The sequence below is a fragment of the Pseudomonas sp. AC247 genome, assembly GCF_979258015.1.
This window is the reverse complement of sequence record NZ_OZ409829.1, coordinates 1,869,865-1,892,750: the sequence shown is the minus strand read 5'-3', so window position 1 is coordinate 1,892,750 and position 22,886 is coordinate 1,869,865. Positions and strand designations below refer to the sequence as shown.

General features: G+C 59.2%; 20 protein-coding genes. 13 read left to right on the top strand and 7 right to left on the bottom strand.

The features are described 5' to 3' along the window. Position 1: 1 nt before the first annotated feature. From tssH to ACZZ0B_RS08705, 7 genes are all read left to right on the top strand, one after another. Complete coding sequence (gene tssH, locus ACZZ0B_RS08735) at positions 2-2,542, top strand: type VI secretion system ATPase TssH (RefSeq protein WP_463544880.1); 2,541 nt, start codon at positions 2-4, stop codon at positions 2,540-2,542. A 65-nt stretch (positions 2,543-2,607) separates the two neighbouring features. Then, on the top strand, positions 2,608-3,786 hold the full coding sequence (locus ACZZ0B_RS08730) for a hypothetical protein (RefSeq protein WP_463544879.1): 1,179 nt from the start codon (positions 2,608-2,610) through the stop codon (positions 3,784-3,786). 48 nt (positions 3,787-3,834) lie between these two features. After that, a complete protein-coding gene (locus ACZZ0B_RS08725) occupies positions 3,835-4,470 on the top strand; it encodes a hypothetical protein (protein ID WP_158833620.1) in 636 nt (211 codons plus the stop codon). A gap of 58 nt (positions 4,471-4,528) precedes the next feature. Next, positions 4,529-5,269: a hypothetical protein gene (locus ACZZ0B_RS08720; protein WP_440095578.1), complete on the top strand. Its 741-nt coding sequence runs from the start codon at positions 4,529-4,531 to the stop codon at positions 5,267-5,269. Positions 5,270-5,318: 49 nt separating this feature from the next. Further along, positions 5,319-5,882, top strand: coding sequence for a hypothetical protein (locus tag ACZZ0B_RS08715; protein WP_463544878.1), 564 nt, complete (start codon positions 5,319-5,321; stop codon positions 5,880-5,882). Between the two features lie 10 nt (positions 5,883-5,892). Beyond that, positions 5,893-7,902, top strand: coding sequence for a type VI secretion system Vgr family protein (locus ACZZ0B_RS08710; protein ID WP_440095576.1), 2,010 nt, complete (start codon positions 5,893-5,895; stop codon positions 7,900-7,902). 12 nt (positions 7,903-7,914) lie between these two features. Continuing rightward, a complete protein-coding gene (locus tag ACZZ0B_RS08705; RefSeq protein WP_008083979.1) occupies positions 7,915-8,457 on the top strand; it encodes a toxin-antitoxin system YwqK family antitoxin in 543 nt (180 codons plus the stop codon). A 219-nt stretch (positions 8,458-8,676) separates the two neighbouring features. On the opposite strand, the gene ACZZ0B_RS08700 is transcribed toward ACZZ0B_RS08705, so the two are convergent. After that, a complete protein-coding gene (locus tag ACZZ0B_RS08700; RefSeq protein WP_008083980.1) occupies positions 8,677-9,072 on the bottom strand; it encodes a DUF4280 domain-containing protein in 396 nt (131 codons plus the stop codon). A gap of 190 nt (positions 9,073-9,262) precedes the next feature. Here ACZZ0B_RS08700 and ACZZ0B_RS08695 point away from each other — a divergent pair, with 190 nt between their 5' ends. Continuing rightward, on the top strand, positions 9,263-10,330 hold the full coding sequence (locus ACZZ0B_RS08695) for a phosphotransferase family protein (RefSeq protein ID WP_440095573.1): 1,068 nt from the start codon (positions 9,263-9,265) through the stop codon (positions 10,328-10,330). Between the two features lie 22 nt (positions 10,331-10,352). Beyond that, complete coding sequence (locus tag ACZZ0B_RS08690) at positions 10,353-11,120, top strand: SDR family oxidoreductase (protein WP_007911074.1); 768 nt, start codon at positions 10,353-10,355, stop codon at positions 11,118-11,120. 114 nt (positions 11,121-11,234) lie between these two features. Here ACZZ0B_RS08690 and ACZZ0B_RS08685 read toward each other — a convergent pair whose 3' ends face one another. The 6 genes from ACZZ0B_RS08685 to ACZZ0B_RS08660 form a co-directional block, all read right to left on the bottom strand. Beyond that, positions 11,235-11,828, bottom strand: a complete 594-nt coding sequence (locus ACZZ0B_RS08685; protein ID WP_463544877.1) for a trimeric intracellular cation channel family protein — start codon at positions 11,826-11,828, stop codon at positions 11,235-11,237. A 561-nt stretch (positions 11,829-12,389) separates the two neighbouring features. Further along, positions 12,390-12,647 carry a DUF1652 domain-containing protein gene (locus ACZZ0B_RS08680; protein WP_158830790.1) on the bottom strand — a complete coding sequence of 86 codons (258 nt, stop codon included), beginning with the start codon at positions 12,645-12,647 and terminating at the stop codon, positions 12,390-12,392. A gap of 135 nt (positions 12,648-12,782) precedes the next feature. Further along, positions 12,783-14,273: a helix-turn-helix transcriptional regulator gene (locus ACZZ0B_RS08675; protein ID WP_158830791.1), complete on the bottom strand. Its 1,491-nt coding sequence runs from the start codon at positions 14,271-14,273 to the stop codon at positions 12,783-12,785. A 168-nt stretch (positions 14,274-14,441) separates the two neighbouring features. After that, on the bottom strand, positions 14,442-15,335 hold the full coding sequence (locus ACZZ0B_RS08670; RefSeq protein WP_463544876.1) for a LysR substrate-binding domain-containing protein: 894 nt from the start codon (positions 15,333-15,335) through the stop codon (positions 14,442-14,444). 6 nt (positions 15,336-15,341) lie between these two features. After that, positions 15,342-17,555, bottom strand: coding sequence for a xanthine dehydrogenase family protein molybdopterin-binding subunit (locus tag ACZZ0B_RS08665; protein ID WP_463544875.1), 2,214 nt, complete (start codon positions 17,553-17,555; stop codon positions 15,342-15,344). After that, positions 17,555-18,019 (bottom strand): (2Fe-2S)-binding protein, encoded by a 465-nt coding sequence (locus ACZZ0B_RS08660; protein ID WP_463544874.1) that lies wholly within the window; start codon positions 18,017-18,019, stop codon positions 17,555-17,557. The genes ACZZ0B_RS08665 and ACZZ0B_RS08660 overlap by 1 nt, the downstream gene beginning before the upstream one ends. A 118-nt stretch (positions 18,020-18,137) precedes the next feature. Between ACZZ0B_RS08660 and ACZZ0B_RS08655 the strand changes: the two genes are divergently transcribed. The 4 genes from ACZZ0B_RS08655 (at position 18,138) to ACZZ0B_RS08640 (ending at position 22,879) form a co-directional block, all read left to right on the top strand. Further along, positions 18,138-19,028, top strand: a complete 891-nt coding sequence (locus tag ACZZ0B_RS08655; protein ID WP_463544873.1) for a LysR substrate-binding domain-containing protein — start codon at positions 18,138-18,140, stop codon at positions 19,026-19,028. Positions 19,029-19,350: 322 nt separating this feature from the next. Then, complete coding sequence (locus ACZZ0B_RS08650; protein ID WP_008081962.1) at positions 19,351-20,280, top strand: amidohydrolase family protein; 930 nt, start codon at positions 19,351-19,353, stop codon at positions 20,278-20,280. A gap of 4 nt (positions 20,281-20,284) precedes the next feature. Continuing rightward, a complete protein-coding gene (locus ACZZ0B_RS08645; RefSeq protein ID WP_008081961.1) occupies positions 20,285-21,190 on the top strand; it encodes an amidohydrolase family protein in 906 nt (301 codons plus the stop codon). Positions 21,191-21,493: 303 nt separating this feature from the next. Then, entirely contained in the window at positions 21,494-22,879 is a 1,386-nt protein-coding gene (locus ACZZ0B_RS08640; protein ID WP_463544872.1) for a UbiD family decarboxylase, read from the top strand. Positions 22,880-22,886 lie beyond the last annotated feature (7 nt).

Below are 22,886 nucleotides of genomic sequence, written 5' to 3'. Positions count from 1 at the left end.
AATGGAACTGGCCAGCCTGATCGGACGCCTCAACCCGGACAACCGCCGCGCCCTCGAACGCGCCGCACAGCGCTGCTTGCAACGCGGCCATCACTTTGTCGAGATCGAGCATTTACTGTTGGAGTTACTCGACATCGAGGGTGGCGATTTTGCTTTTCTGCTGCCGCGTTTTGGCCTTGAGCGGGATGCGCTGACGGCGGAAATCAACAAGGCGCTGGATCTGTTCAAGGCTGGCAGCACGCGCACGCCGGCGTTGTCTGCGCACACGCTGGGATTGCTGGAAGACGCAGTGGTGCAGGCCAGTGTGCTCGGGATCGACAACATCCGCTCGGGGCTGCTGTTACTGGCGCTGATTGATCGAGATGAGCGCCGCAGTCTGTTGCTCAACAGTGCGTCGTCGCTGCTGCGAATTCCCAAGGAAGCCCTGCGCGCCAACCTGCTGGAGTGGACGGAAAACTCGCGCGAACATGTCGGCCCACGCTCAGTGTCGTCTGGCAATCCTGCGCCACGGCAAGACACCGTGCTGGATCAATACACCCAGGATCTGACCGCCGATGCCCACGCCGGACGCATCGATCCCATTGTTGGCCGCGACGGCGAGATCCGTCAGTGCATCGACATTCTTCTTCGGCGCCGGCAGAACAATCCGATTCTGGTCGGCGCACCCGGCGTTGGTAAAACCGCCGTAGTCGAAGGCCTGGCGCTGCGTATCGCCGCTGGCGACGTACCGCCGTCGTTGCAGGAAGTGAGTTTGCGCGTGCTCGACCTTGGCCTGTTGCAGGCCGGCGCCGGGGTCAAAGGCGAATTCGAACAGCGCTTGAAAGGCGTGATCGACGCGGTGCGCAGTGCCGACAAACCGATCATTCTGTTCATCGACGAAGCCCACACGCTGATTGGCGCAGGCGGTGCCGAGGGCGGCAGCGATGCGGCCAACCTTCTGAAACCAGCGCTGGCCCGTGGCGAGTTGCGCACCCTCGCTGCCACCACATGGATGGAATATAAAAAATACTTCGAGAAAGACCCGGCCCTCGCCCGCCGTTTTCAGCTGGTGCAGGTGGAGGAGCCCGACGAAATAACCGCCGTGGAAATGCTCCGTGGCGTCGCCGCCAAACTCGAACAGCACCATGGCGTGCAGGTGCTCGATGCCGCAATCCATGAAGCGGTGAAACTCTCGCATCGCTACATTTCCGGTCGCCAGTTACCCGACAAAGCCATCAGCGTGCTCGACACCGCGTGTGCCCGCGTCGCCCTCGGCCAGCACGACGTGCCGCCGCCTCTGGAAAGCCTGCGCCACCGGCAAAACAGCCTCAAGGATGAAGTCGAACGTCTGCGTCGCGAGCAGGCTACCGGCCTGGATCACAGGGAACGCATCACCCTGCTGGAAAATGAATCGAAAACCAATGTGCAAGCGATCCGCGAACTGGAAACCCGCTGGAGCGAAGAACGCGTGGCCGTGCGCGAACTGCTCGATACCCGCCGTGAGCTGCTGGCGTTGAGCGAACGTGCCGACAGCGACAAACCCGATGAAGCCACCGACAGTCGCATCGATCATCTCGCCGCCGAGCTGCTGCGTCTGGAGGCTGGACTGGACGCCATCCGCCAGGACGATCCACTGGTGCCCGAGCAAGTCGACACCAAAACCGTCGCCGCTGTCATCGCCGGCTGGACCGGCATCCCCGTCGGCAAAATGCTCGCCGACGAAGCCCACGCAGTGCGCACCCTCGGTCAGCGCATGGGCCAACGGGTGATGGGGCAAAGCACCGCGCTCAATACCATCGCGCAACGCTTGCAGGCCTATCGCGCCGGACTGACCGATCCACAGAAACCGGTGGGTGTGTTCCTGTTGGTCGGCCCTACCGGTGTCGGCAAAACCGAAACCGCTTACGCCTTGGCCGATGCCCTGTACGGCGGCGAACGCAATCTGATCAGCATCAATCTGTCGGAATATCAGGAGGCGCACACCGTCAGCCAACTCAAAGGCGCCCCACCCGGTTATGTCGGTTACGGCAGCGGCGGCGTGCTCACCGAAGCGGTTCGGCGCAAACCGTATTCGGTGGTTTTGCTGGATGAAATCGAGAAGGCCCACCCGGATGTACTGGAGGCGTTTTACAACGTTTTCGACAAAGGCTTGATGGAGGACGGCACCGGTTTGGTGGTGGACTTCAAGAACACCGTGATGCTCGCCACCAGCAATGTCGGCGCTGAGCTTTTGCTTGATACGCCAGTCGCGCAACTCGGCAGCGAAGCCTTCAACGAAGCGCTGCACAAAGTCCTCCTGCAAGCCTTTCGCCCGGCGTTTCTGGCGCGCATGACTGTGGTCGCGTATCGGCCGCTGGATGAGGCGACGCTGGAAGGGATTGTGCTGGCCAAGTTGGAGAAATTGCGTGGCCGTTATAAAGCAGCGACCGGCAAGCAGTTCGAGTTTGATTCAGGAATAGTCAAGGCAGTGCTCGCCAAGTGCAGCGCGGCCGGTGCGCGGGATGTCGAGAATGTGTTGATGACGCAAGTAACAGGGAAGTTGGCGGAGTGGGTGTTGGAGTGAACAGCACAGGCGAGATTCACGAAGCCAGCATAAAGAGATCTAGCTACAAAAAATGGAACACAGTCATGATCACAGTCAAAACCTTACACGGCGACACAATCCTTTATTCAGGAAAACAAGCTGACTTCGACGATCTGCGTAAGGGATCACCAGACCTCGACTTAGAAAGGTTTTGCAAACCTTTACAACAGTCAGCGAACGATTTCTGGGATTCAAACATCACTCCGTTACTGGAGCAATACGATCCAAACGTCACGAAGAAATTCAAGGATACTTACTATGAGTGGGTGTCCGCCCCCATCCATTTAAAACCAAAACGTGCAACAGGGATAAACATCCAGAGCGAAAAAAAAGCGCCCACGCTGCGTTTTTTCTCCATGAACTCGGACGTTCGCTTTATCCCGACGGCCGTATTGGGCCTTCACAGTACCCAAGACAAATTTTTCAGTTCACCTGAAGCATTGTTTCAAGCACTCAAAGGACATAACAAAGCGGCATTCAACAGAAAAAAAGAAGAAACGCTGGCGCTTGAAGTACTTGCCAATTTTCCGACTTTTGAGATAACTGCTATTGACGCGATCATAAACAAGATGCACAACACCAGCGTCGGCCCTTCACCCACATTCAAGAGACCGGCGAAGAATCGTTCCGCCTATGGCCTCGGTGCGAATATCGACTGGGGGTGCTCAGATACCGCCAACGTCCCCGGTACCAGCCCTCTGTTGCAGGGGATAGACGCTGGTCTACTAAAGGAACCGCTGTCTCGTCTCTATAAAAAAATAGCTGCCATTCATGACTTTTTTCAAACGAACAGTCAGCGCGCCAAAAAGCCGAGTAGCGACTCGGACACTAACGGCTCCCCTCATACAACCGTGATAGATGTAGACCGTGGCAATCACCATAAAATCAGAATCAACAAATACAGTCTGGATGAAGATGATAAAGACGTCATCAAGGACAGATTAAATGGCAATTCGATATGGGCGGGAAAATCAGGCAGCACGATAGACATAATTAGCACCGCGAAAGCGTTGGGATTTACCGAAACCGTCACTCTTGCCAGATTGGCTTATTGCACGTTTGCTTTCTTTCACTACATGCCAACTTCCGTAAGTTCCACGCACACCTACCACGAAGTCATGCGAGGAGCGATATCGGCGCATGGTGAATTACAAAATTTTTACACAGAAAACTTCGTCCCCGACCATATCCCCAGAGAACTATTCCTACAGGCAAAGTTATAAGGCAACGCTCAGCAGCTAAAAACATCTAACTGTTCAGGGAGAATAATGATGTTAGGACTCATCCCCTCCATCAATCAGTTCCAAAACCTCTACAACACGGCGATTTCGTACCTGAATCATTCACCTTTCGCCCAAGAGGTCATCTCCAGCCTCGACAACTCCCCGTTGCACATCGGGATCATGGTGATCGATCACGGCGGTTCGGAATACATTCCTCCCTACAGCCGAAAGTGCCCCCACTACCTCGACGGCGGGATGATCTGCTGGAACCACACTCAGTCGGTAGACACTACGGATTTCGCTTCTAACGACCCCCGATTGGGGCCGGGTGAAAGTCATCGCATTGATGCGCCATGGAATAGAGAGCAGCGTTGGGGCGCATGGATTCTGGAAAGCGTTTTTGGTCCACGCACACGTACGGGTTTCTTGACGCCGGCAGTGTGCCTGCTACATGAAATGGGCCATGCACTGCAGTACATATCAGACCCGGCACAGTTCCAGTTGCTGGCTCAAGGAAACATTGGCGAGCTGGAAAATCTGAATGTCAGGGCAATCGAAGCCACGGTCGTCCAAGAGTTGCGAGGCGCGGGTTTAACCGAAACCGCGCGCTGGGATTATATGCACCAAGGACACTCACCCGGCGGGAATGCCTGGCCCAACTGGCTGCGCTGGTTTTCAGGTTGATCGCGGAAATCAAGCCAGAAAAAATCGATTCCCCACACCTCGCAAACAGGAAGGCGATATGGGCATCACCTACGACAAGACCACAGATACTTTCCTCTCAGATCATTCTCGTCCCGGCTCACACTTGAATCTGGGGGTTCTGCAAGTGCTGGTTAAAGAGATCATCAACACCACACCACTTAATGACGCAGAGCAACTTTTGCTCGACACCCTCGACCCTCATTCAAAAAACAACCCCTACACAATTGCCCAGCAGATGAAAAGCAAAAAATTCCTCTCAACCTACAATTGCGCCGTTTGCCACAAAATTCCTTACTCGGCGGTTGAGAAAAGCTTTCTGAAACTTGTTCAGACTAACCCGGCGCCTCATACACCTGCCTGGTCGCACCTCGAATCGCTGCTGCAAGGGCTCTACGGACACGGTTTTGCAAGCGCCGCGGCACAGGAAGTTGCACTGTTGCAGAAAAATCTGGCCAACCCGGCAACCAAGCCACAAGTGGCGATTGAGATAACCCGGATGTTACGAGAATTCGACACGTCTACGGACAACTTGTACGTGGGCTTTGCCCAGACCAACTCCAGCATCGGTGACCGCATCGACAAGCACTACGACGTGATCTCGCCGGGCACCGCTCCGGTTGCAGCCACGCCCAGGGGCGCCAACCTGGAACAACTGCTCAACTATCTGGAAGGCAGCCTTTCGCTTGGAAAGACAAAGCCTATCCAACAGGTAGTGAAGGGTCTCAAGTGGGAGGAGTCCAGCAACGTCAGTGATATCGGCTGGTTAGTCGTCGTGTGAATGACTGCGCGATGCAAGGAACAATTTGCATTTCAATAAGGAGCCCGACATGTTGAAAGAGCGCCTGGAACGAGAGAACAAACACTTATATCTGAACATCGGCCACGCCCATGTCGCAAGAATCACAGTCGAGTTTGAAGCGATGGATCAGCTATTGAGCGCCAATCATCCCGGCCCCCATGAGGCATATTTCCTTCCATGGAAAGAGGATCAGGGGTTGTATATCGATCTGCCTGTGCCACCCACCGGCAACGATCCTGTTCTGTTCCTTACGGCAAACCTCTCGGGTTGCTGCGTTGGCGTGCAAAATTTTGGTGGGTTCATCAGAGTTCGTCATTACAACCTGGCGACGACTGAAACCGATCGACCGATTTTCATGAATGATGACTTGTTCAGATATGGAACCAATACGGCGTGGTTGCTGCCATCGGACAAATACAACGTCAGTAGCGTACCCAAGGCCCATGGCTATACCCACGCCGGGATCGGAGGAAACGAGGCTGCTTTTTGGGGAGAGTATGAGGCCAGGTATTGGCCATTTACGTCAAAATGGCACTTCTATTACCAGAACGGAGGCTTCGATACGGTCATTCATGAGTTGAACTATCAGTGAAGGCACTCCGATGACGCGCTTCAACGACAGCACTACCTCCTTATTCCTGACGGCCACCTCGCTGGCGTCGCTTTACCCTGAGTCACTCTCAGGCGACGAATCGCTCAACCTGTTGAGTTCACAAATCATCAACGGCCTCAATGACGGCGCCTCGCTCACCTTGACCAGCGCTGTCGCCAGCCACGTCACCACGACCCTGCACAACGATGCCCTGGTCCGCCCGTTCGACGCGCTGGTCGCCGAGATACGTCAACTCCCCGCCGACGCCACCGCCGAGCGCTATCAACTAATCCTGCGCCCGTGGCTCTGGTGGTTGACCCTCGCCAGCAACAACCGCGTGTTCCAGAACCTCGCCACTTCAGACATCGTCACCACGATCTTCAAGGCCCACGGTTTCAGCGATTTCAAACTCTCGCTGACCGGCAGCTACACCCCCCGCGAATACTGCGTGCAGTACGGCGAAACCGATTTCGCTTTCGTCTCGCGGCTGCTGGAAGAGGATGGCATCTTCTGGTTTTTCACCCACGACGCCGGCAAGCACACACTGGTGCTCGGCGACAGCAATGACGCCTTCGTGCAGATCCCCAACGGGCCGAAGGTCAGCTACCTGGGGCAAGGACTGGGGCAGCGCGAGTTGCACGGCATTCGCTCAGGGCAAGTCTGTTTGCAGGCGGTGGCCGGGGTGTATCGGGCGACCGATTATGAGTTCACCACGCCGACCACATCACTTTACGGTCAGGCCGAAGCGGTGGCCGGGCCGCTGTCCATCTATGAACATCCGGGTGGTTACAACGCCAAGGCTCAGGGCGATGCGCTGACCAAACAGCGAGTTGACGGCTTGCGCAGTGAAGAGAAACGCTTTGTCGGCGAAAGCGACTGTCGCTGGCTGATTCCGGGGCACTGGTTCACCCTCGACGGCCACGACGATGCGAGCCTGAATATCGATTGGGTGGTGACGCGTGTGACCCATGACGCCAGCCATGAAAGCTATCGCAATCGCTTCGAGGCCATCCCCAAAGCCACGCCGTTTCGCCCGCAACGGATGACACCGAAACCGCGCATGCACCCGCAAACCGCCATCGTCGTCGGCAAGTCCGGCGAAGAAATCTGGACCGATGAATACGGCCGTATCAAGTTGCAGTTCCCCTGGGATCGCGACGGCAAGAATGACGAAACCAGTTCCTGCTGGGTGCGTGTGGTGTTGCCGTGGAGTGGCAAGGGCTTCGGCATGCAGTTCATTCCGCGTATCGGCCAGGAAGTCATCGTAACGTTTATCGACGGCGATCCGGATCGTCCGCTGGTCACCGGGTGCGTCTACAACGGCGACAACGCCCTGCCCTACGCATTGCCGGCCAATCAGACGCAATCGGGGATCAAGACCCAGTCGTCCAAGGGTGGCGGCGGCTTCAACGAGTTGCGCTTCGAGGACAAGAAGGACGCTGAAGAGGTGTTCTTGCAGGCGCAGAAAGACCTGAAGATCAACGTGCTCAACGACACCACCGCTACGGTCGGCCATGACGAAACCCTCACCGTACAAAACGCCCGCACCCGCACGGTGAAGGACGGCGACGAGACCGTGACGCTGGAGAAAGGCAAACGCAGCGTCACCATCCAGACCGGCAGCGACAGCCTCGATGTGAAGGACACTCGCACGGTAAAAGTCGGCGCCGACCAGAACCACAGCACCGGCGGCAATTACACCGACAAGGTCACCGGCGATTACAGCCTGACGGTGGACGGCAATCTGACCATCAAGGTCAGCGGCACCCTCACCCTGCAAAGCGGCGGCAGCTTCACGATCAAGAGCGGCGCCGACCTGGCGACATCGGCCAGCACCTCGATCACGCACAAGGCCGGCACTGCCTTGACCAATCAGGCCGGCACTTCGCTGGACAACAAGGCCGGCACCACATTGACCAATGACGCCGGAATCAGCCTTACCAACAAGGGCGCCGCCTCGCAGACGGTCGATGGCGGCGGCATGCTGACCATCAAGGGCGGGCTGGTGCAGGTCAACTGACTAGGAGAAGCCATGGCGATCACACCGCTGGATCTGCAGCAGGACGACAAGCAGCTCAAGGGGCGTCTGCAGGACGGTCAACTTGACGGTGCGCTGAACATCAAGGATGACGGACGCAAACAGGCCGATCTGCATTACAGCCAGGGTGAACTGCAGGGCCTGTCGCTGCTTTATCACCCGAACGGCAAGGTCTCGGCGCAGATGCCGTTTGTGCGCGACAAGCTGCAAGGGGTCGCGAGTTTTTACGCACCCGAGGGTTTTTTACAGCGCAAGGCGACCTATCGGCGAGGATTGCTGCATGGCGAGGCGTTCAATTACTTCCCCGATGGTCAAGTAGCGGAGGCGGAGTTTTACCGCGAGGGCGTGCGTGAAGGGCGTTATCAGCGCTTTCATGCCAATGGCAAACCGGCGCTGGAAGCGCGCTATGTGAATGGCCAGTTGCTGGAGCCTGAGCAAGGGTTTGCCGAGGATGGGCGGCCGTTGGGGGCGGATGGCAAGCCGATTTCGCGGGTGCGCTGGTGGTATCGGCAGTGGGCGGATCCGCAGCAGGCCTGAAGTTTTCCGGATGTATCGACTGGCCTCATCGCGGGCAAGCCCGCTCCCACAGAGTTTGTTGGTCACCACCCCCTGTAGGAGCTGCCGAAGGCTCGGGCCGCGATCGGACGATCTTTTGATCTTGTTTTTATAAAAGCAACATCAAAAGATCGCAGCCTTCGGCAGCTCCTACAGGGGTCCAGGGGGGTCAGGGGTTCAGGGGTTCAGGGGTTCAGGGGATCAGGGGATGAGCATCTGCATTTGCCCTGGCATTGCGATTTTGATCACCCCGGCCCAGTTGCACATCAGCGTGCTGTTGGCATCGATCGCCGGCATCCCGCCGAGCAGCAAGGTCGGCGCGCCACCGGGAATCCATGGCGTGGCCGTCGCCGGAATGCACGGCATCGGTGTCAACACACCCAGCGCGGCTGCTGTCGCGGCGGCCACCATGGGATTGGCCATGCTCATGCACACACCGAACGGCAGGATGTTGACCAGCGGAATGTGATCCATGATGTTCGCCGCCGGCATCCCGCCGGTCAGCGTGCGGTTGACCGGCAGCACGTTGAGCATTGACGGCGCGGCGCCGAAGCTGCATTGCAACGTGGCCGTGGCACAGACTTGCGGACAGCCCATTTCAAAGCTCCTTTTTGCCCATGGCATACCCGCTAAACCTTAGTCTGCGCTGGCCGTTCGCGCACATTCCCCAAGGTGATTATCCGGCAACACGCTAACCTATAAGACCGCCCCGCGCTTGTGACCACCCGTGCGCGCCATTAGATTAGCCAATGATGTCTGGCCTCCAAAATAAGCAGAAGGGATAAGCATGGCGCTTACTGACCAGTCCACCCGTATCCGCTCTGGCGAAGAACTCGATGCCAGCCTGATCGATCCGTACCTCAAGGCGCACATTCCGGGCCTGAGCGGTTTGCCTGCGATCAGCCAGTTTCCTGGCGGCGCGTCGAACCTGACCTATCTGCTGGAATACCCGGAGCAGGAATTCGTCCTGCGCCGTCCGCCGTTCGGCCACAAGGCCAAATCCGCCCACGACATGGGCCGCGAATTCCGCATTCTCAATCAGCTGCGCGACGGCTTCCCGTATTGCCCGAAAGCCTATGTGCACTGCACCGATGAGTCGGTGATTGGCGCCGAGTTCTACGTGATGGAACGGGTCAAAGGGATCATCCTGCGCTCGGAGCTGCCGCCGGAGCTGGGCCTCGATTCGGCAAAAACCGAAGCGCTGTGCAAAAGCTTCATCGACCGTTTTGTCGAGCTGCACCGCGTCGATTACAACGCCTGCGGTCTTGGCGACCTGGGCAAACCAGAAGGCTACGTCGCCCGCCAGATCAAAGGCTGGAGCGAGCGCTACGAAAAAGCCCTGACCCCGGACGCACCGCACTGGGAGGCGGTGAAAACCTGGCTCAACGACAAGATGCCGGCCGACCATCCGACCTCGAGCATCGTCCATAACGACTATCGCTTCGACAACGTCATCCTCGACCCGCACAACCCGATGCAGATCATCGGCGTGCTCGATTGGGAACTGACCACCCTCGGCGATCCGCTGATGGACCTGGGCAATACTCTCGCCTATTGGATCGAGGCCGACGACCCGGCGCCGGTGCAACTGTTGCGTCGCCAGCCGAGCCACGCGCCAGGCATGCTCACCCGCCGTGAGTTCGTCGATTATTACGCCGAACGCTCGGGCATCCAGATCGACAATTTCGACTTCTACTACACCTACGGCCTGTTCCGCTTGGCCGGCATCGTGCAGCAGATCTACTACCGCTTCTACCACGGCCAGACCCAGGACAAACGCTTTGCGCAGTTCATTCACATGAACAAACTGCTGGAGCAGATGAGCCTGCAGGTCATGGCGAAATCGAGCCTCTGACGGCCCACAACCAGGAACCCTTATGTCCAAGACTCAGTTGTTCGACCTCGACGGTAAAATCGCTTTCGTTTCCGGCGCCAGCCGTGGCATCGGTGAAGCCATCGCCAAACTGTTGGCCCAGCAAGGCGCCCACGTAATCGTTTCGAGCCGCAAACTCGACGGCTGCCAGCACGTCGCCGACGCGATCATCGCCGCTGGCGGCAAAGCCACGGCGGTGGCCTGCCATATCGGTGAAATGGAGCAGATTGCCCAGGTGTTCGCCGGGATCAAGGAACAGTTCGGCCGCCTCGACATTCTGGTCAACAACGCCGCAACCAATCCGCAATTCTGCAACGTGCTGGACACCGATCTCGGTGCGTTCCAGAAGACTGTTGACGTGAACATTCGCGGTTACTTCTTCATGTCGGTGGAAGCCGGCAAGCTGATGCGTGAAAACGGTGGTGGCAGCATCATCAACGTCGCGTCGATCAACGGTATCTCGCCGGGAATCTTCCAGGGCATCTACTCGGTGACCAAGGCGGCGGTGATCAACATGACCAAGGTCTTCGCCAAGGAATGCGCGCAGTTCGGCATCCGCTGCAACGCCCTGCTGCCGGGCCTGACCGACACCAAGTTCGCCTCGGCACTGGTGAAGAACGATGCGATCCTCAAGCAGGCACTGACGCAGATCCCGCTCAAGCGCGTGGCCGATCCGAGCGAAATGGCCGGTGCGGTGTTGTACCTGGCCAGTGATGCGTCGAGCTACACCACTGGCGTTGCGCTGAATGTCGACGGTGGTTTCCTCTCCTGACCCCCACTGAAACACAACCCTGTAGGAGCTGCCGCAGGCTGCGATCTTTTGATCTGTCTTTTAACAACAAGATCAAAAGATCGCAGCCTGCGGCAGCTCCTACAGGTTGTGGGGTCAGACCTGCACTTTGGGCAGTTGCCAGCCGAAATGCACCGAGAGCAAGCGCAAGGCCAGACACGCCGCCCCCGCCAGCAAAGCCGCCGCTACCGGCGATACACCCAGCCTGCGGCCGATGATCAACACCGCCGCGCCGACAAACGCCGAACTCGCATATAAATCCGCCTGCAGCACCACCGGTATACGCGCCAGCACAATGTCGCGAATCACCCCGCCACCGACGCCAGTGACCGTGCCCATCAACATCGCCACAAACGGCGTAATTCCGAAGTTCAGTGCCTTCTGCGCCCCGGCCACGGCAAACAGCGCAAGCCCCGCCGCATCCAGCACAATCAACGTCGAACCGGACCAGCTCAGCACCTGTTCATGAAAGACGAAAGCCAGCCCGCCCATGAAAAACGCCAGGGCCGGATAGCGCCAATCCGCCACCGCATTGGGCGGCGTGGCGCCGATCAACAGATCACGAGTCACCCCGCCGCCGAGGGCGAAGATGAACGCAATCACCATGACCCCGAGCAGGTCGAGCTGACTGCGCATCGCCGCAATCGCACCCTCCACGGCAAACACTGCCGTGCCGGCCAGATCGGCCACCAACACAATCCGCTCAACCCGGGACTTACGCCCCGCCGGCGCTATTGCGTGACGCAACGCGTGGTGGTGATGTGGCGAGTGACTTGCCCGTCGACATACATATCGCCCGCGACCTCAGTGTTTTCCAGCACCTGACACGTGCGTTCGGGCGGTGGTGGAGGCGCTACGGGTGGAGGCGGTGGCGGACTGGCACAACCCGCCAACAACACAGCAAAAAAAGCCAACGGCAACACGCGTTTCCCAAGATTGTTCATAGGACGACCCGCGAGAAATGAGAGACAAACTCCCGCAATCAAACCGACCACGGGAGACCTGACCACTCATTCTTTATAGCCGAGGTGGCTGCAAGCGCCAGAAAACCGGGTGGATTGCGGGGAAGTGGCTGTCGATTTTGGGGTGGGGGGATTTGTTTGACCGTTGCGCCGCCATCGCCAGCAGGCTGGCTCCTACAATTGGATTGGGTGTATTCAGTTAAAGACTGGGCGGCTCGAAGGCCGCCATCGCTGGCGAGCCAGCTCCCACAGAACTGCAGAAGCAGAAGATCGCAGCCTTTGGCAGCTCCTACATGGGTTCGGGGTTTCGGGAGGAGCGCAGGGAATTGCTTTCGAGCTCATAACGCAGCTCTTCAATTAAAGCTTCGACAGACTCAGGTGTACGCAAGCCATTGAGTTTCAACCCGCTGATCACCAGATCTACCTGCCCTGATACCGGATGATAAAGCTTCACCGTCAGCGAATGATCACCATCCACCAGACACTCACACGCCAGCGGCGAAAAACTCTGCTCAAGCTGAGCGCGCAACTGCGCAAGATTCATCATTGAGGTTGTTCCTTTAGCTGCTTCGAAGGGACACGATCACGCAAAAAAAGACACGCACCGTACCCCACCAGACTAAGAACCACCCGCCCCCATCAGAACCTCAATTTGCACCGGATCAACTAGTGCATTTGCACCCTAGCGCTGCCCCCGCCACTCACCGGAAAACAGCCCACGCTCCCGAGCCCAGACAATCGCCTCGCTGCGGCTGTGCACATCGAGCTTGGAATACACCGTCGCCACATGGTTACGCACCGTGTTCGGCGCCAGTTTCAGCCGCGCGGCGATCTCCTTGTCCGCCAGCCCCTCACAGATAAGCCCCAGCACATCACGCTCACGCGCCGTCAGATCGGTGAACGACACACTCGGCAGTTGCGGCGAATTGACCTTCTTCACATTGGCCAGTTTTTCGATCAACGTGCGGCTGAACCATGAGGCGTCTTTCATCACCTCTTCAATGGCTGCCACCAGCTCAAGCTCGGTGCGCTTGCGCTCGGTGATGTCCATCAGCACCAGCAAATAGCACGGCACATCATGAATGTTCACCGTGTCGGCCGACAGCGCGCACTCCAGCAAGTCGGCGTCTTTGGTGCGCACCCGCACATCCACCCGATCCACCCGGCCGTTTTTCTCAAGCGCCGCGAGCAAACGCGTGCGTGCCCCGTTGTCATCGATAAAACCAATCTTCGTCACGGTCTTACCGAGTACATCGTCACTGTCAAATGTCAGCGTATCGAGAAACGCCTGATTGACGTCGAGCACCCGTTGTTCATCCGCCGTGCAGATCAGGATCGGTACCGGCGTCAGGCGAAACGCCTTGGCAAATCGCTCCTCACTCTGACGCAGCGCCACTTCGGCCTTGTGCCGCAGTTCCATGTCGACAAAGGAAAACAGCATGCAGTCTTCATCGTTGAGCAGCAGCGGTTGCCCGGCGACGATCACCTGTTTGCTGCTGCCATCGGGCAAGCGCAATTCAGCCTGCATCTGCGGAATGGTCTCGACATCGCGCAGGCGTTGAATCGCCAGATCGCGCTTCTCCGCCTGCTCGTAGATGTCGATTTCATAAGCCGACGTGCCGATCACCTGCTCGCGGGTATAACCGGTCATCTCCAGAAATCCGGGATTGACCTTGATGTAACGCAAATCGCTGATACGGCAAATCACCGCCGGCGCCGGGTTGGCATTGAAGGTCTTCTCGAAGCGCTGCTCGGCATTGGCCCAATCGGTGACGTCGCTCATGATCAGCACCAGCGACTCGGGCTGACCTTCGCGGTCGGTGAGAATCATGCTGCGCACGCTGTGTACCCAGACGCGTTCCGGATCATCCGCCGCATTCACTTCGATCAGCACATCATTGAACGCCTCGCAGCGGGCCACGCGGCTGATCGGATAATTCTCGGGCGCCAGCGTGTGGTTGTTGCGATAACGCAGGTTGAAACGCTGCGCGTATTCGGTGGCATTGTGGCCCAGCTCACCGATCCGGCTGACGCCATGCATGGCCAGCGCGGCCTCGTTGGCCCAGAGGATGCTTTGATCCCGCTCCAGCAGAATCACCCCGTCGGACAACCCGGCGATGATCTGCTGCAACTGGCGGCGATTGGTTTCGGTGGTCAGGACTTCCTGGCTCATTGGATCTCCACAAGTGATGCGCCATGTGATGAGTACGACCGCAGCCACCTCTGATCGTGCCACCCTTTTTGCACACACCAAGTCCCCCTGTAGGAGCTGCCGAAGGCTGCGATCTTTTGACTTTGATTTTAAAGATCAAGATCAAAAGATCGCAGCCTTCGGCAGCTCCTACAGGGGTTGGGGGTTTCCGTTGAGTTCGCGGAGGGTGTCGAGGAAGAGTTTCAGGACTGGGGAGGCATCATCCGCGCGGTACGTCGCGTACAACGGCACTTCCGGCAATGCCGGGGTCAGCCGCCGAAACACCAGCCCCGCCGGCGCCAACTGTTCAATGGACGCCGGCAACAGCGCCACGCCGAACCCGGCGCGCACCAGGCTCAGCAGCGTCTGCACCTCAATCACCTGCTGCCGTATCTGCGGGGTAAACCCGGCCTGAATGCAGCACTGATAGAGAAAATTGGCGAACCGCGACTGCTTCAGCTCCAGCGCCACAAATTGCTCCTGCGCCAGATCCGCCGGGGCTAGCACCTCGCGCTGCGCCAGCGGATGATCCGCCGGCATCACCACATGAATCGGCTCATAAATCAGCAGTTCATTGCGCAACAACGGATCGTCATAACCCACGCGAAACACGCAGGCATCAATGCGCTTCTCCTTCAACGCCTTGACCTGCGCCGCCGGGGTCATTTCGTGCAGGCGCCAGTTGACCTGCGGATAACGCTCACGAAACAGGTGCAAGGCCTTGGGCAGCACGCCAACCATCACCGAACTGATCATGCCTATTTCCAGTTCGCCGAGCTGACCGCGCCCGGTTTGCCGGGTCAGATCCAGCGCCCGCTCAAGTTGCTCGAACACCAGCGGCGCCTGCTCCTTGAGCATCTGCCCCGCCGCCGTCAGTTCAACCCGATGATGGCTGCGCTCGAACAATGGCGTGCCCAGTTCCTCTTCCAGCAAACGAATCTGCTGGCTCAGTGGCGGTTGGCAGATGTGCAGGCGTTCGGCGGCGCGACCGAAGTGCAACTCATCGGCCAACGCCATGAAGTACCGCAGCAGGCGCAGGTCCATAGCGATTTATCCCAGGTTCAGTGGCGTCGAACGCTGACGGACGCCGGTCAGCGCGAACAACGCATTGGCGATGGCCGGCACCACCGAAGGACTGCCCAACTCGCCGACGCCACCGGGTTTGCTCGGCTCACCGTCGAGCACGAGGATGTCGGTGGCCGGCATGTCGGACATGCGCGTGACGCGATAGTCGTGGAAATTACTCTGCACCACCCGGCCCTGTTTGATGTCGAGCCGGTCGAACAGCGCGTGGCCCAGGCCCCACATCAACCCGCCGTAGATCTGTTCTTCGACACCGCCCGGCGACACTGCCAAACCGCAATCGACCACGCAGGTGAGCTTCTCGACTTTCGGCTTGCCGTCGACTGTCGTCACGCGCGCGACCACGGCGATGAAACTGGTGTAACCCTGATTGGTCGCAATCCCCAGCGCGGTGCCCGGTGGCAACGGCTGCCCCCAACCGGCGCGCTCGGCGGCTTGCTTGAGCACCGCCACATGCCGTGGCCGCTCCTGCATGTTAGCGAGACGAAACTGCAGCGGATCGGTACCCGCCGCATGCGCCAGTTCATCCATGAAGCTTTCCACGGCAAACACGTTGGGGATGAAGCTCACCGAACGATACCAGCCGCTCGGCACCTCGCTTTCGTGCTTGACCCAGTTCAGTTCCAGATGCGGCGGACGGTAGGCGAAGTCCCACGCGGTGATCGCTTCGGTGGTGCTGTAATCCATCTTGTCCGGGCGTTCGAAGTAACCCGGTTCCCACTGTTCCGGCGAGGCCGGCGATACCGCGTGCAATTGCAGCGCGCTGAGTTTGCCTTGGGCATCGAGCGCGCCTTTGACCCGATGCAAGGTTGCCGGATGATTGAACAGCGCGTGCATTTCATCTTCGCGGCTGTTGAGCAGTTTTACCGGCACGCCGGTTTTCTGCGCCAGATACGCGACTTCAAACAACCAGTATTTGGCCTCCCGCGCACCGAAGCTGCCGCCCGAGACCAGCTCATGAATGGTCACGTTGGCCTTGTCGATCCCGCACACGGTTTGCGCCGCTTCCAGCGCCGAGGACGGCACCTGTACGCCGCCCCAATAGGTGATTGCCTTGTCCTTGACGTGCGCGGTGATGCAGATCGGTTCCAGCGGGTTTTGCACCTTGTAGGGCATGGTGTAATCCGCTTCGATCAGCTTCGCCGCACCCGCCCATTGCCCGGCGACATCACCTTGGGTCATGGCTTTGACGGTTTGCGCTTGCGGATCGCCGATGACCTTGGCTTGAGCGCTGAATAACTGCTCGCTGTCGAACCCGGCCAGCGCTGAATCGCTCCACTTGATCTCCAGCACTTTGCGGCCCTGCTGCGCAGCCCAGAACGTATCCGCCAACACCGCGACGCCTTCCAGATTGCCGCCGAGCACGTCGGGACGGCCCGGTATCGCCAGCACCTTGCGCACGCCCGGCACTTGCAAAGCTGCGACTGAATCGACGCTCAGCACTTTCGAGCCGACCACGGGCGCGCGCTGAATCACCGCCACCAGCATGTCCGGCAATTGCACGTCGATGCTGTACTTGAAGCGCCCACACACCTTGGCTGCCGCATCGCGCTTGTGGCGCAATTTGCCGATGTATTTGAACTGCGCAGGGTCTTTCAGCGTGACCTTTGCCGGGGCCGGCAGATGCGCGGCCACGCCGACCAGTTCGCCATAACCGAGGCTGCGTTTGCTCGCCGCGTGCATCACTCGACCTTCCTCGGTGATGCAACTGTCGGGGCTGACTTTCCACTGTTTCGCGGCAGCGGTGATCAACAGCGCCCGCGCCGTGGCACCGGCCATGCGCAAGCGATCGTATTCAAGGGAAACGCTGGTGCTGCCGCCGGTCGAGAAGACTTTCCAGACCGGATGAATGTAGGTTTCGAAGAACGGGTCTTCCGGGGTGATGACCTGCACGGTCATCGGGTTGACGTCCAGCTCTTCCGCCACACACGCGGCCAATGCCGTTTGCGTGCCGGTGCCGGAATCGTGCTTGTGCACTACCAGTTTCACCGTGCCGTCGGGAAAGATGCGCACCCAGGCATTCGGTTCGAACTCGTTGGCCGGCGCCATCCCTTTCGGATCCGTGGCCGCTATGCCGCCCGGCAGGTACAGGGCAATCGCCAGGCCGGAAGCAACAGTCGCCGCTTGCTTGAGAAAAACCCGTCGCGGCAGTTCAATGCGGGTGTCGTCGATGAGGCTCATCACGCCTCCTTCGGCGCATTCGCCGCGCGTTTGATCGCTTTGTTGATGCGCCCGTAGGTGCCGCAGCGGCAGATATTTCCGGACATGGCATTGCGGATCGAATCGTCGGTGACTGCCGCACCGGTGTTGAGCAGCGCGGCGGCGGACATGATCTGCCCGGATTGACAGTAGCCGCATTGCGGCACATCTTCGGCGACCCAGGCCAATTGCAACGGATGGTTCTGCGTCGGCGACAAGCCTTCGATGGTGGTGATGCTATGGCCCGCGACGGCGGCCGCCGGCAATTGGCAGGAACGCACCGCGACGCCGTCCAGATGCACGGTGCAGGCACCGCACAGGCCCATGCCGCAGCCGAACTTGGTGCCGCTGAGTTTCAGCTGATCACGCAAGACCCATAACAAGGGCATGGAGGAGGACGCTTCATCCAGCTCGCGTCGTTCGCCGTTAACCGTGAATGCAATCATTGTCAGGCTCCAAAAGAGCGGCCCGTCTTTGTGCGGGCCTGGTCACCGATTATTGGAACCCTGAGCCACACGCGGCCAGCGACGATTTCTGCCAACCGCTGTAAGCAGGACTAACAACATGTACAAGCGATACCCGTCGGTGCAGTCCATGAGCGCGTTTATCCACGCGGCGCGCAGCGGCAGTTTCTCCAGCGCTGCGCGCAAACTTGATCTGACCCATAGCGCGATCAGCCAGCAGATCCGCGCTCTGGAAGATTTCATCGGCCAGCCGTTGTTCGTGCGTGAAGGCGGCGGCAGCAATCTGACTGATGCCGGGCAGTTGTTTGCCAGTGTCTTGTCGGATGGTCTGGCGCAGATTGACCGGGCAATCTCGTCGGTGAAAAACCGTAGCGTGGCGCAGCGTTTGACCCTCGATGTCGACAGCGAACTGGCGCAGAGCTGGCTCAATCCGCGCCTGCCGCAGTTGCTTGATGGGCTGCCGGATTATGAGGTGACGCTGCTGTCGATGCCGCGCAGTGATCGCAGTACGTTTGAGCGCGTCGATCTGGCGCTGCGTTATGGCTATGGCGATTGGGATGACTGCGAGATGACGCAGATTTGTGGCGATCGGGTGTTGGCGGTGGCTTCGCCGGATTTGCTGGAACGGTATGGGTTGCAGGTGCCGTTGAGCCCGGCGCAGATTCTTCAGTTGCCGTTGTTGGGCTATACGCGAAGGTCGTGGATTCCGTGGCTGGATGCGGCAGGGATGACGCCGACCGAGCCGCCGGCACGGGTGATTTTTGATAATGCGGCGAATTTGATTGCGGCTGCCGAGGCTGGCGTTGGCGCGGGGCTGGTGCGTGGATTGTTGGCGGCTGATGCATTGCGCAGTGGGCGGTTGGTGGCGTTGAACGAGGCGCAGATTGCCGCGCATTACAACCTTTACGCCGTGTGGCCGCATGGACAGGCGGAGCGTGTGGCGCCGGTGGTTGAAGCGATCAAACAGTTGGCCCTGCGGACACAATCCTGACGACAGCGCTGGCACTACCATTGAAGATCAAAGATCGCAGCCTTCGGCAGCTCCTACATTGAACGGTGTAGGAGCTGCCGAAGGCTGCGATCTTTTGATCTCGATGCAGCCCATATCGAACGCATATCACCACCCCGCCCAATTAATATTGTACGAACCCCTCCCCCCTTTCCAATACTCGCCCTCAGCAGCCACCCACCCGGGCCGGATGCGAACAGGCGAGGGAATGCGCGAGTCTTGCGCATAGCAACGGCCGATTGCCCGGGACGTGGATGCCGAGAGCCGCAAGGCTCCCTTCCCCGCTATCAGGAGATCGACTGCAATGATCATCGATATCAGCTGCTATCCCACGGATCTCGTGGACCTCGCCTGGAGGCATGACGGTGACCCGTTCACCGGCGAGCGTCTGCTGGAGATGATGGATGGCCCGTACATGGTCAACGGCAAGCCTCGCCGCATTGACAAAGCCTTCATCCAGCCGCCGCAAGGCAACACGATTTACACTTGGACCGACGGCGACCTGACCGGCCGTGAATCCATCGACGCCTACATGGCCTACACCCTGAAAATGGTTCAGACCTATCCGGATCGTTTCATCGGCTGCTTCGTCTACAACCCGCGCTGCGGCGTAGAAAACGGCGTCGAAGCGATCGAGCGCTACGTCAAGGAACACGGTTTCGGCATGGTGCAGATGCAGGCCAACATGCACGCCTACCGTCCTGACCGTGCACTCGACTGGGTGCGCCCGTGCTTCGAGAAATGCGCCGAGCTGGGCATCCCGGTCAAGCTGCACACCGGCGACGGGCCTTACAGCATCCCGTCGGAATGGGTGCCGATGATCAAGGAATTCCCCAACGTCAATTTCATCATGGCCCACTTCGGTGTGCAGACCGGCGGCGTCTACGTGTTCGAACCGATGCAATGGGCGATGGAGTTGCCCAACGTCTACTGCGAATCCGGCTGGTGCCTGCAATCGCGGATCGTCGAGTTCGCCAAGGTCTTGCCGACGCACAAGATCCTCTTCGGCACCGACACACCGCCGAACGAGCCGGGCATGTGGCTGCGCCTGCTCGAAGTGCTCTGCCACGAACCGCCGCAAGGCCTGAACCTCGACGAGGACACCCTCGAAGACTATTTGGGCAACAACACCGCGCGGATGATCGGCCTCGAACCAACCCCGCCACCCCGTTCCGTTTCCGAAGCAGAGGCGCAACTCAAGCGTCCCGTCACCACTCAACTGGCCAGGAGCTGAACCGATGATTATCGACACCCATCTGCACCCCACCAACCTGGTCGACGAGGCCTGGCGCCACACCGGCGAACCGTTCACCGGCGAGCGCATGCTCAAGCTGATGGACGGCCCGTACATGATCAACGGCAAACCACGCCGCATCGACATGGGTTTCATCCAGCCGCCACCGGGCAACACCGGTTATCGCGACGGCAACCGCCGGGGCCGTGAAGGCGTGCGCGACTACATGTCGTACATCGCCGAACTGTGCATGAAGTACCCGGATCGCTTCATCGGCAACTTTAACTTCAACCCGCGCTGGGGACCGGAAAACGGTGCGGCGGAGCTGGAATTCCACATCAAGGAATACGGCTTCAAGATGCTCAAACTGCACGCCAACATGCACGGCTATCGCCCGGATCGCGCGCTCGACTGGCTGCGTCCGGCGATGAAAGTCTGCGCCAAGTACAACATCGTCGTGCTGATCCACACCGGCGACGGCCCGTACACGATTCCGACGATGTTCTACCCGATCATCCGCGAGTTCCCGATGGTCAATTTCATCATCGGCCACTTCGGTATCCAGACCGGCGGCAACTACTCGTTCGAAGCGTTCTGGATGGCGATGGACACGCCGAATGTGTACTGCGAATCGGGCTGGTGCTTCCAGTCGCGGATCGTCGAATTCGCCAAGGAACTGCCGCGCAACAAGATCGTGTTCGGCACGGATTCACCGCCGAACGAGCCGGGGATGTGGCTGCGGGAACTGGAGGTGTTGTGCTCGCCGGCACCGCAGGGGTTGGGGATTGATGAGGATCATCTCGAAGACTACCTGGGCAACAACATCGCAAGGTTGTGCGGGATCGAACCGACGCCACCGCCGAAGGATCTGGCCGAGGCCGACATACGTCTGACTACAACGTACCTCTAACCTTACGCAAACCCTGGTGTGGAAATGGAGTTTCCTGTGGTGAGGGGATTTATCCCCGATGGGCTGCGAAGCGGCCCCAAAACCTGCGACCGCGTTGTATCAGGCAGATCGCGTTTACTGGTTTTACGACTGCTTCGCAGCCGATCGGGGATGAATCCCCTCGCCACAAGGGATCTGTACACAGAGCACACAGCGACTTTACAGGCACGAAGATGACCCGGCGTGCGTTCGACCGGCAGGCCAACGGCTGGCCGCGCGAACGCCCTCTCACCCCTGCGTGCCTGCTTTTTACGAGGTGACACCATGACCCGTTCGACGCTCGGCGATTCTCAGGACTTTCACGTGTTCATCGACGCCTATCGCCGTGAGTACCCGGACGATGTGCTGACCGTCACTCAACCGATTTCTGCCGATCAGGACGTCACCGCCCTGGTCGATGCCCTCGCCGCCCAGGGACGCGATCCACTGCTGATCTGCGAAAACGTCGGCCACCTCGGCGTGCCGGTGGCGACCAATCTGTTCGCTTCCCGCACCCGCATCGCCCGGCTGTTCGGCGTCACCCCGGCGCAACTGCACGAAACCTTTCAAACCCGCGCCAACCAACCCATCGCTCCGCATTATGTAGAAAGCGGCCCGATTCTCGATGAAGTCTTCGAAGGCGAAGCGCTGGATCTGGCGCTGCTGCCGATGCTCAAGCATTTCGACAGCGATCGCGGCCCGTACATCACCAACGCGATCATCATCGCCGAAGACCCGCTGACCGGCATCGCCAACATGAGCTATCACCGCTCGATGCGCCACGCCCGCCAGGCCCTCGCCACCAGCCTGCATTCACGCGGCCACCTGTGGCGGATGCTGCAAACCGCGCGCGAACGCGGCGAAGAATTGCGTGTGGCCATGGTGGTTGGCGCGCACCCACTGTTCATGCTCGCCGCCGCTGCACGCTTGCCCTATGGCGCCGATGAACGCGCCGTCGCCGGAGGGCTGTTTGGTGCGCCGCTGGAACTGGTGAAAACTCCACGCTACGGCATCGGTGTGCCAGCGTATGCCGAGTTTGTTCTGGAAGGCGCGATCGACCCGGCGGCCTACGCCGAGGAAGGCCCGTTCGGCGAATTCAGCGGTTATTCCTCGGATCGCTCGACCAACAATGTGCTGCGCGTCGACACCCTGTTAAAGCGCAAAGACGCCTGGCTGGTGGACGTGATGGGCGGCCGCTATGCCGAGCATCTCACTCTCGCCCGTCTGCCGCGCGAAGCCGAGATGAGCGAAAAACTCAAAGCGCGTTTCCCCGCCATCACCGCTGTACATTACCCGAATTCCGGCACGCATTTTCACTGCTACGTGGCGCTGGATCAGAGCCGCGATGGCGAGGCGCGGCAGATCATGCTGGCCCTGCTCGGCTGGGATCCGTACCTGAAAACCGTGATCGCGGTGGACAGCGATATCGACATCAGCGATGACAGCCAAGTGTTGTGGGCGCTGGCCACGCACTTTCAGCCGCACCTGGATATTTTCACCATTGATGGTTTGCCCGGTAGTCCGCTCGATCCATCGTCGTCGGTCAATGGCACGACGTCGCGGATGGGCCTGGATGCGACTCGCGGTTCCGGGTTTGACGGGATCAAGGCGCAGCTTGATCAGGATGTACTCGAACGCGCGCGGGTTTTGCTCAAAGGACTGGAATCGTGAACCGGCA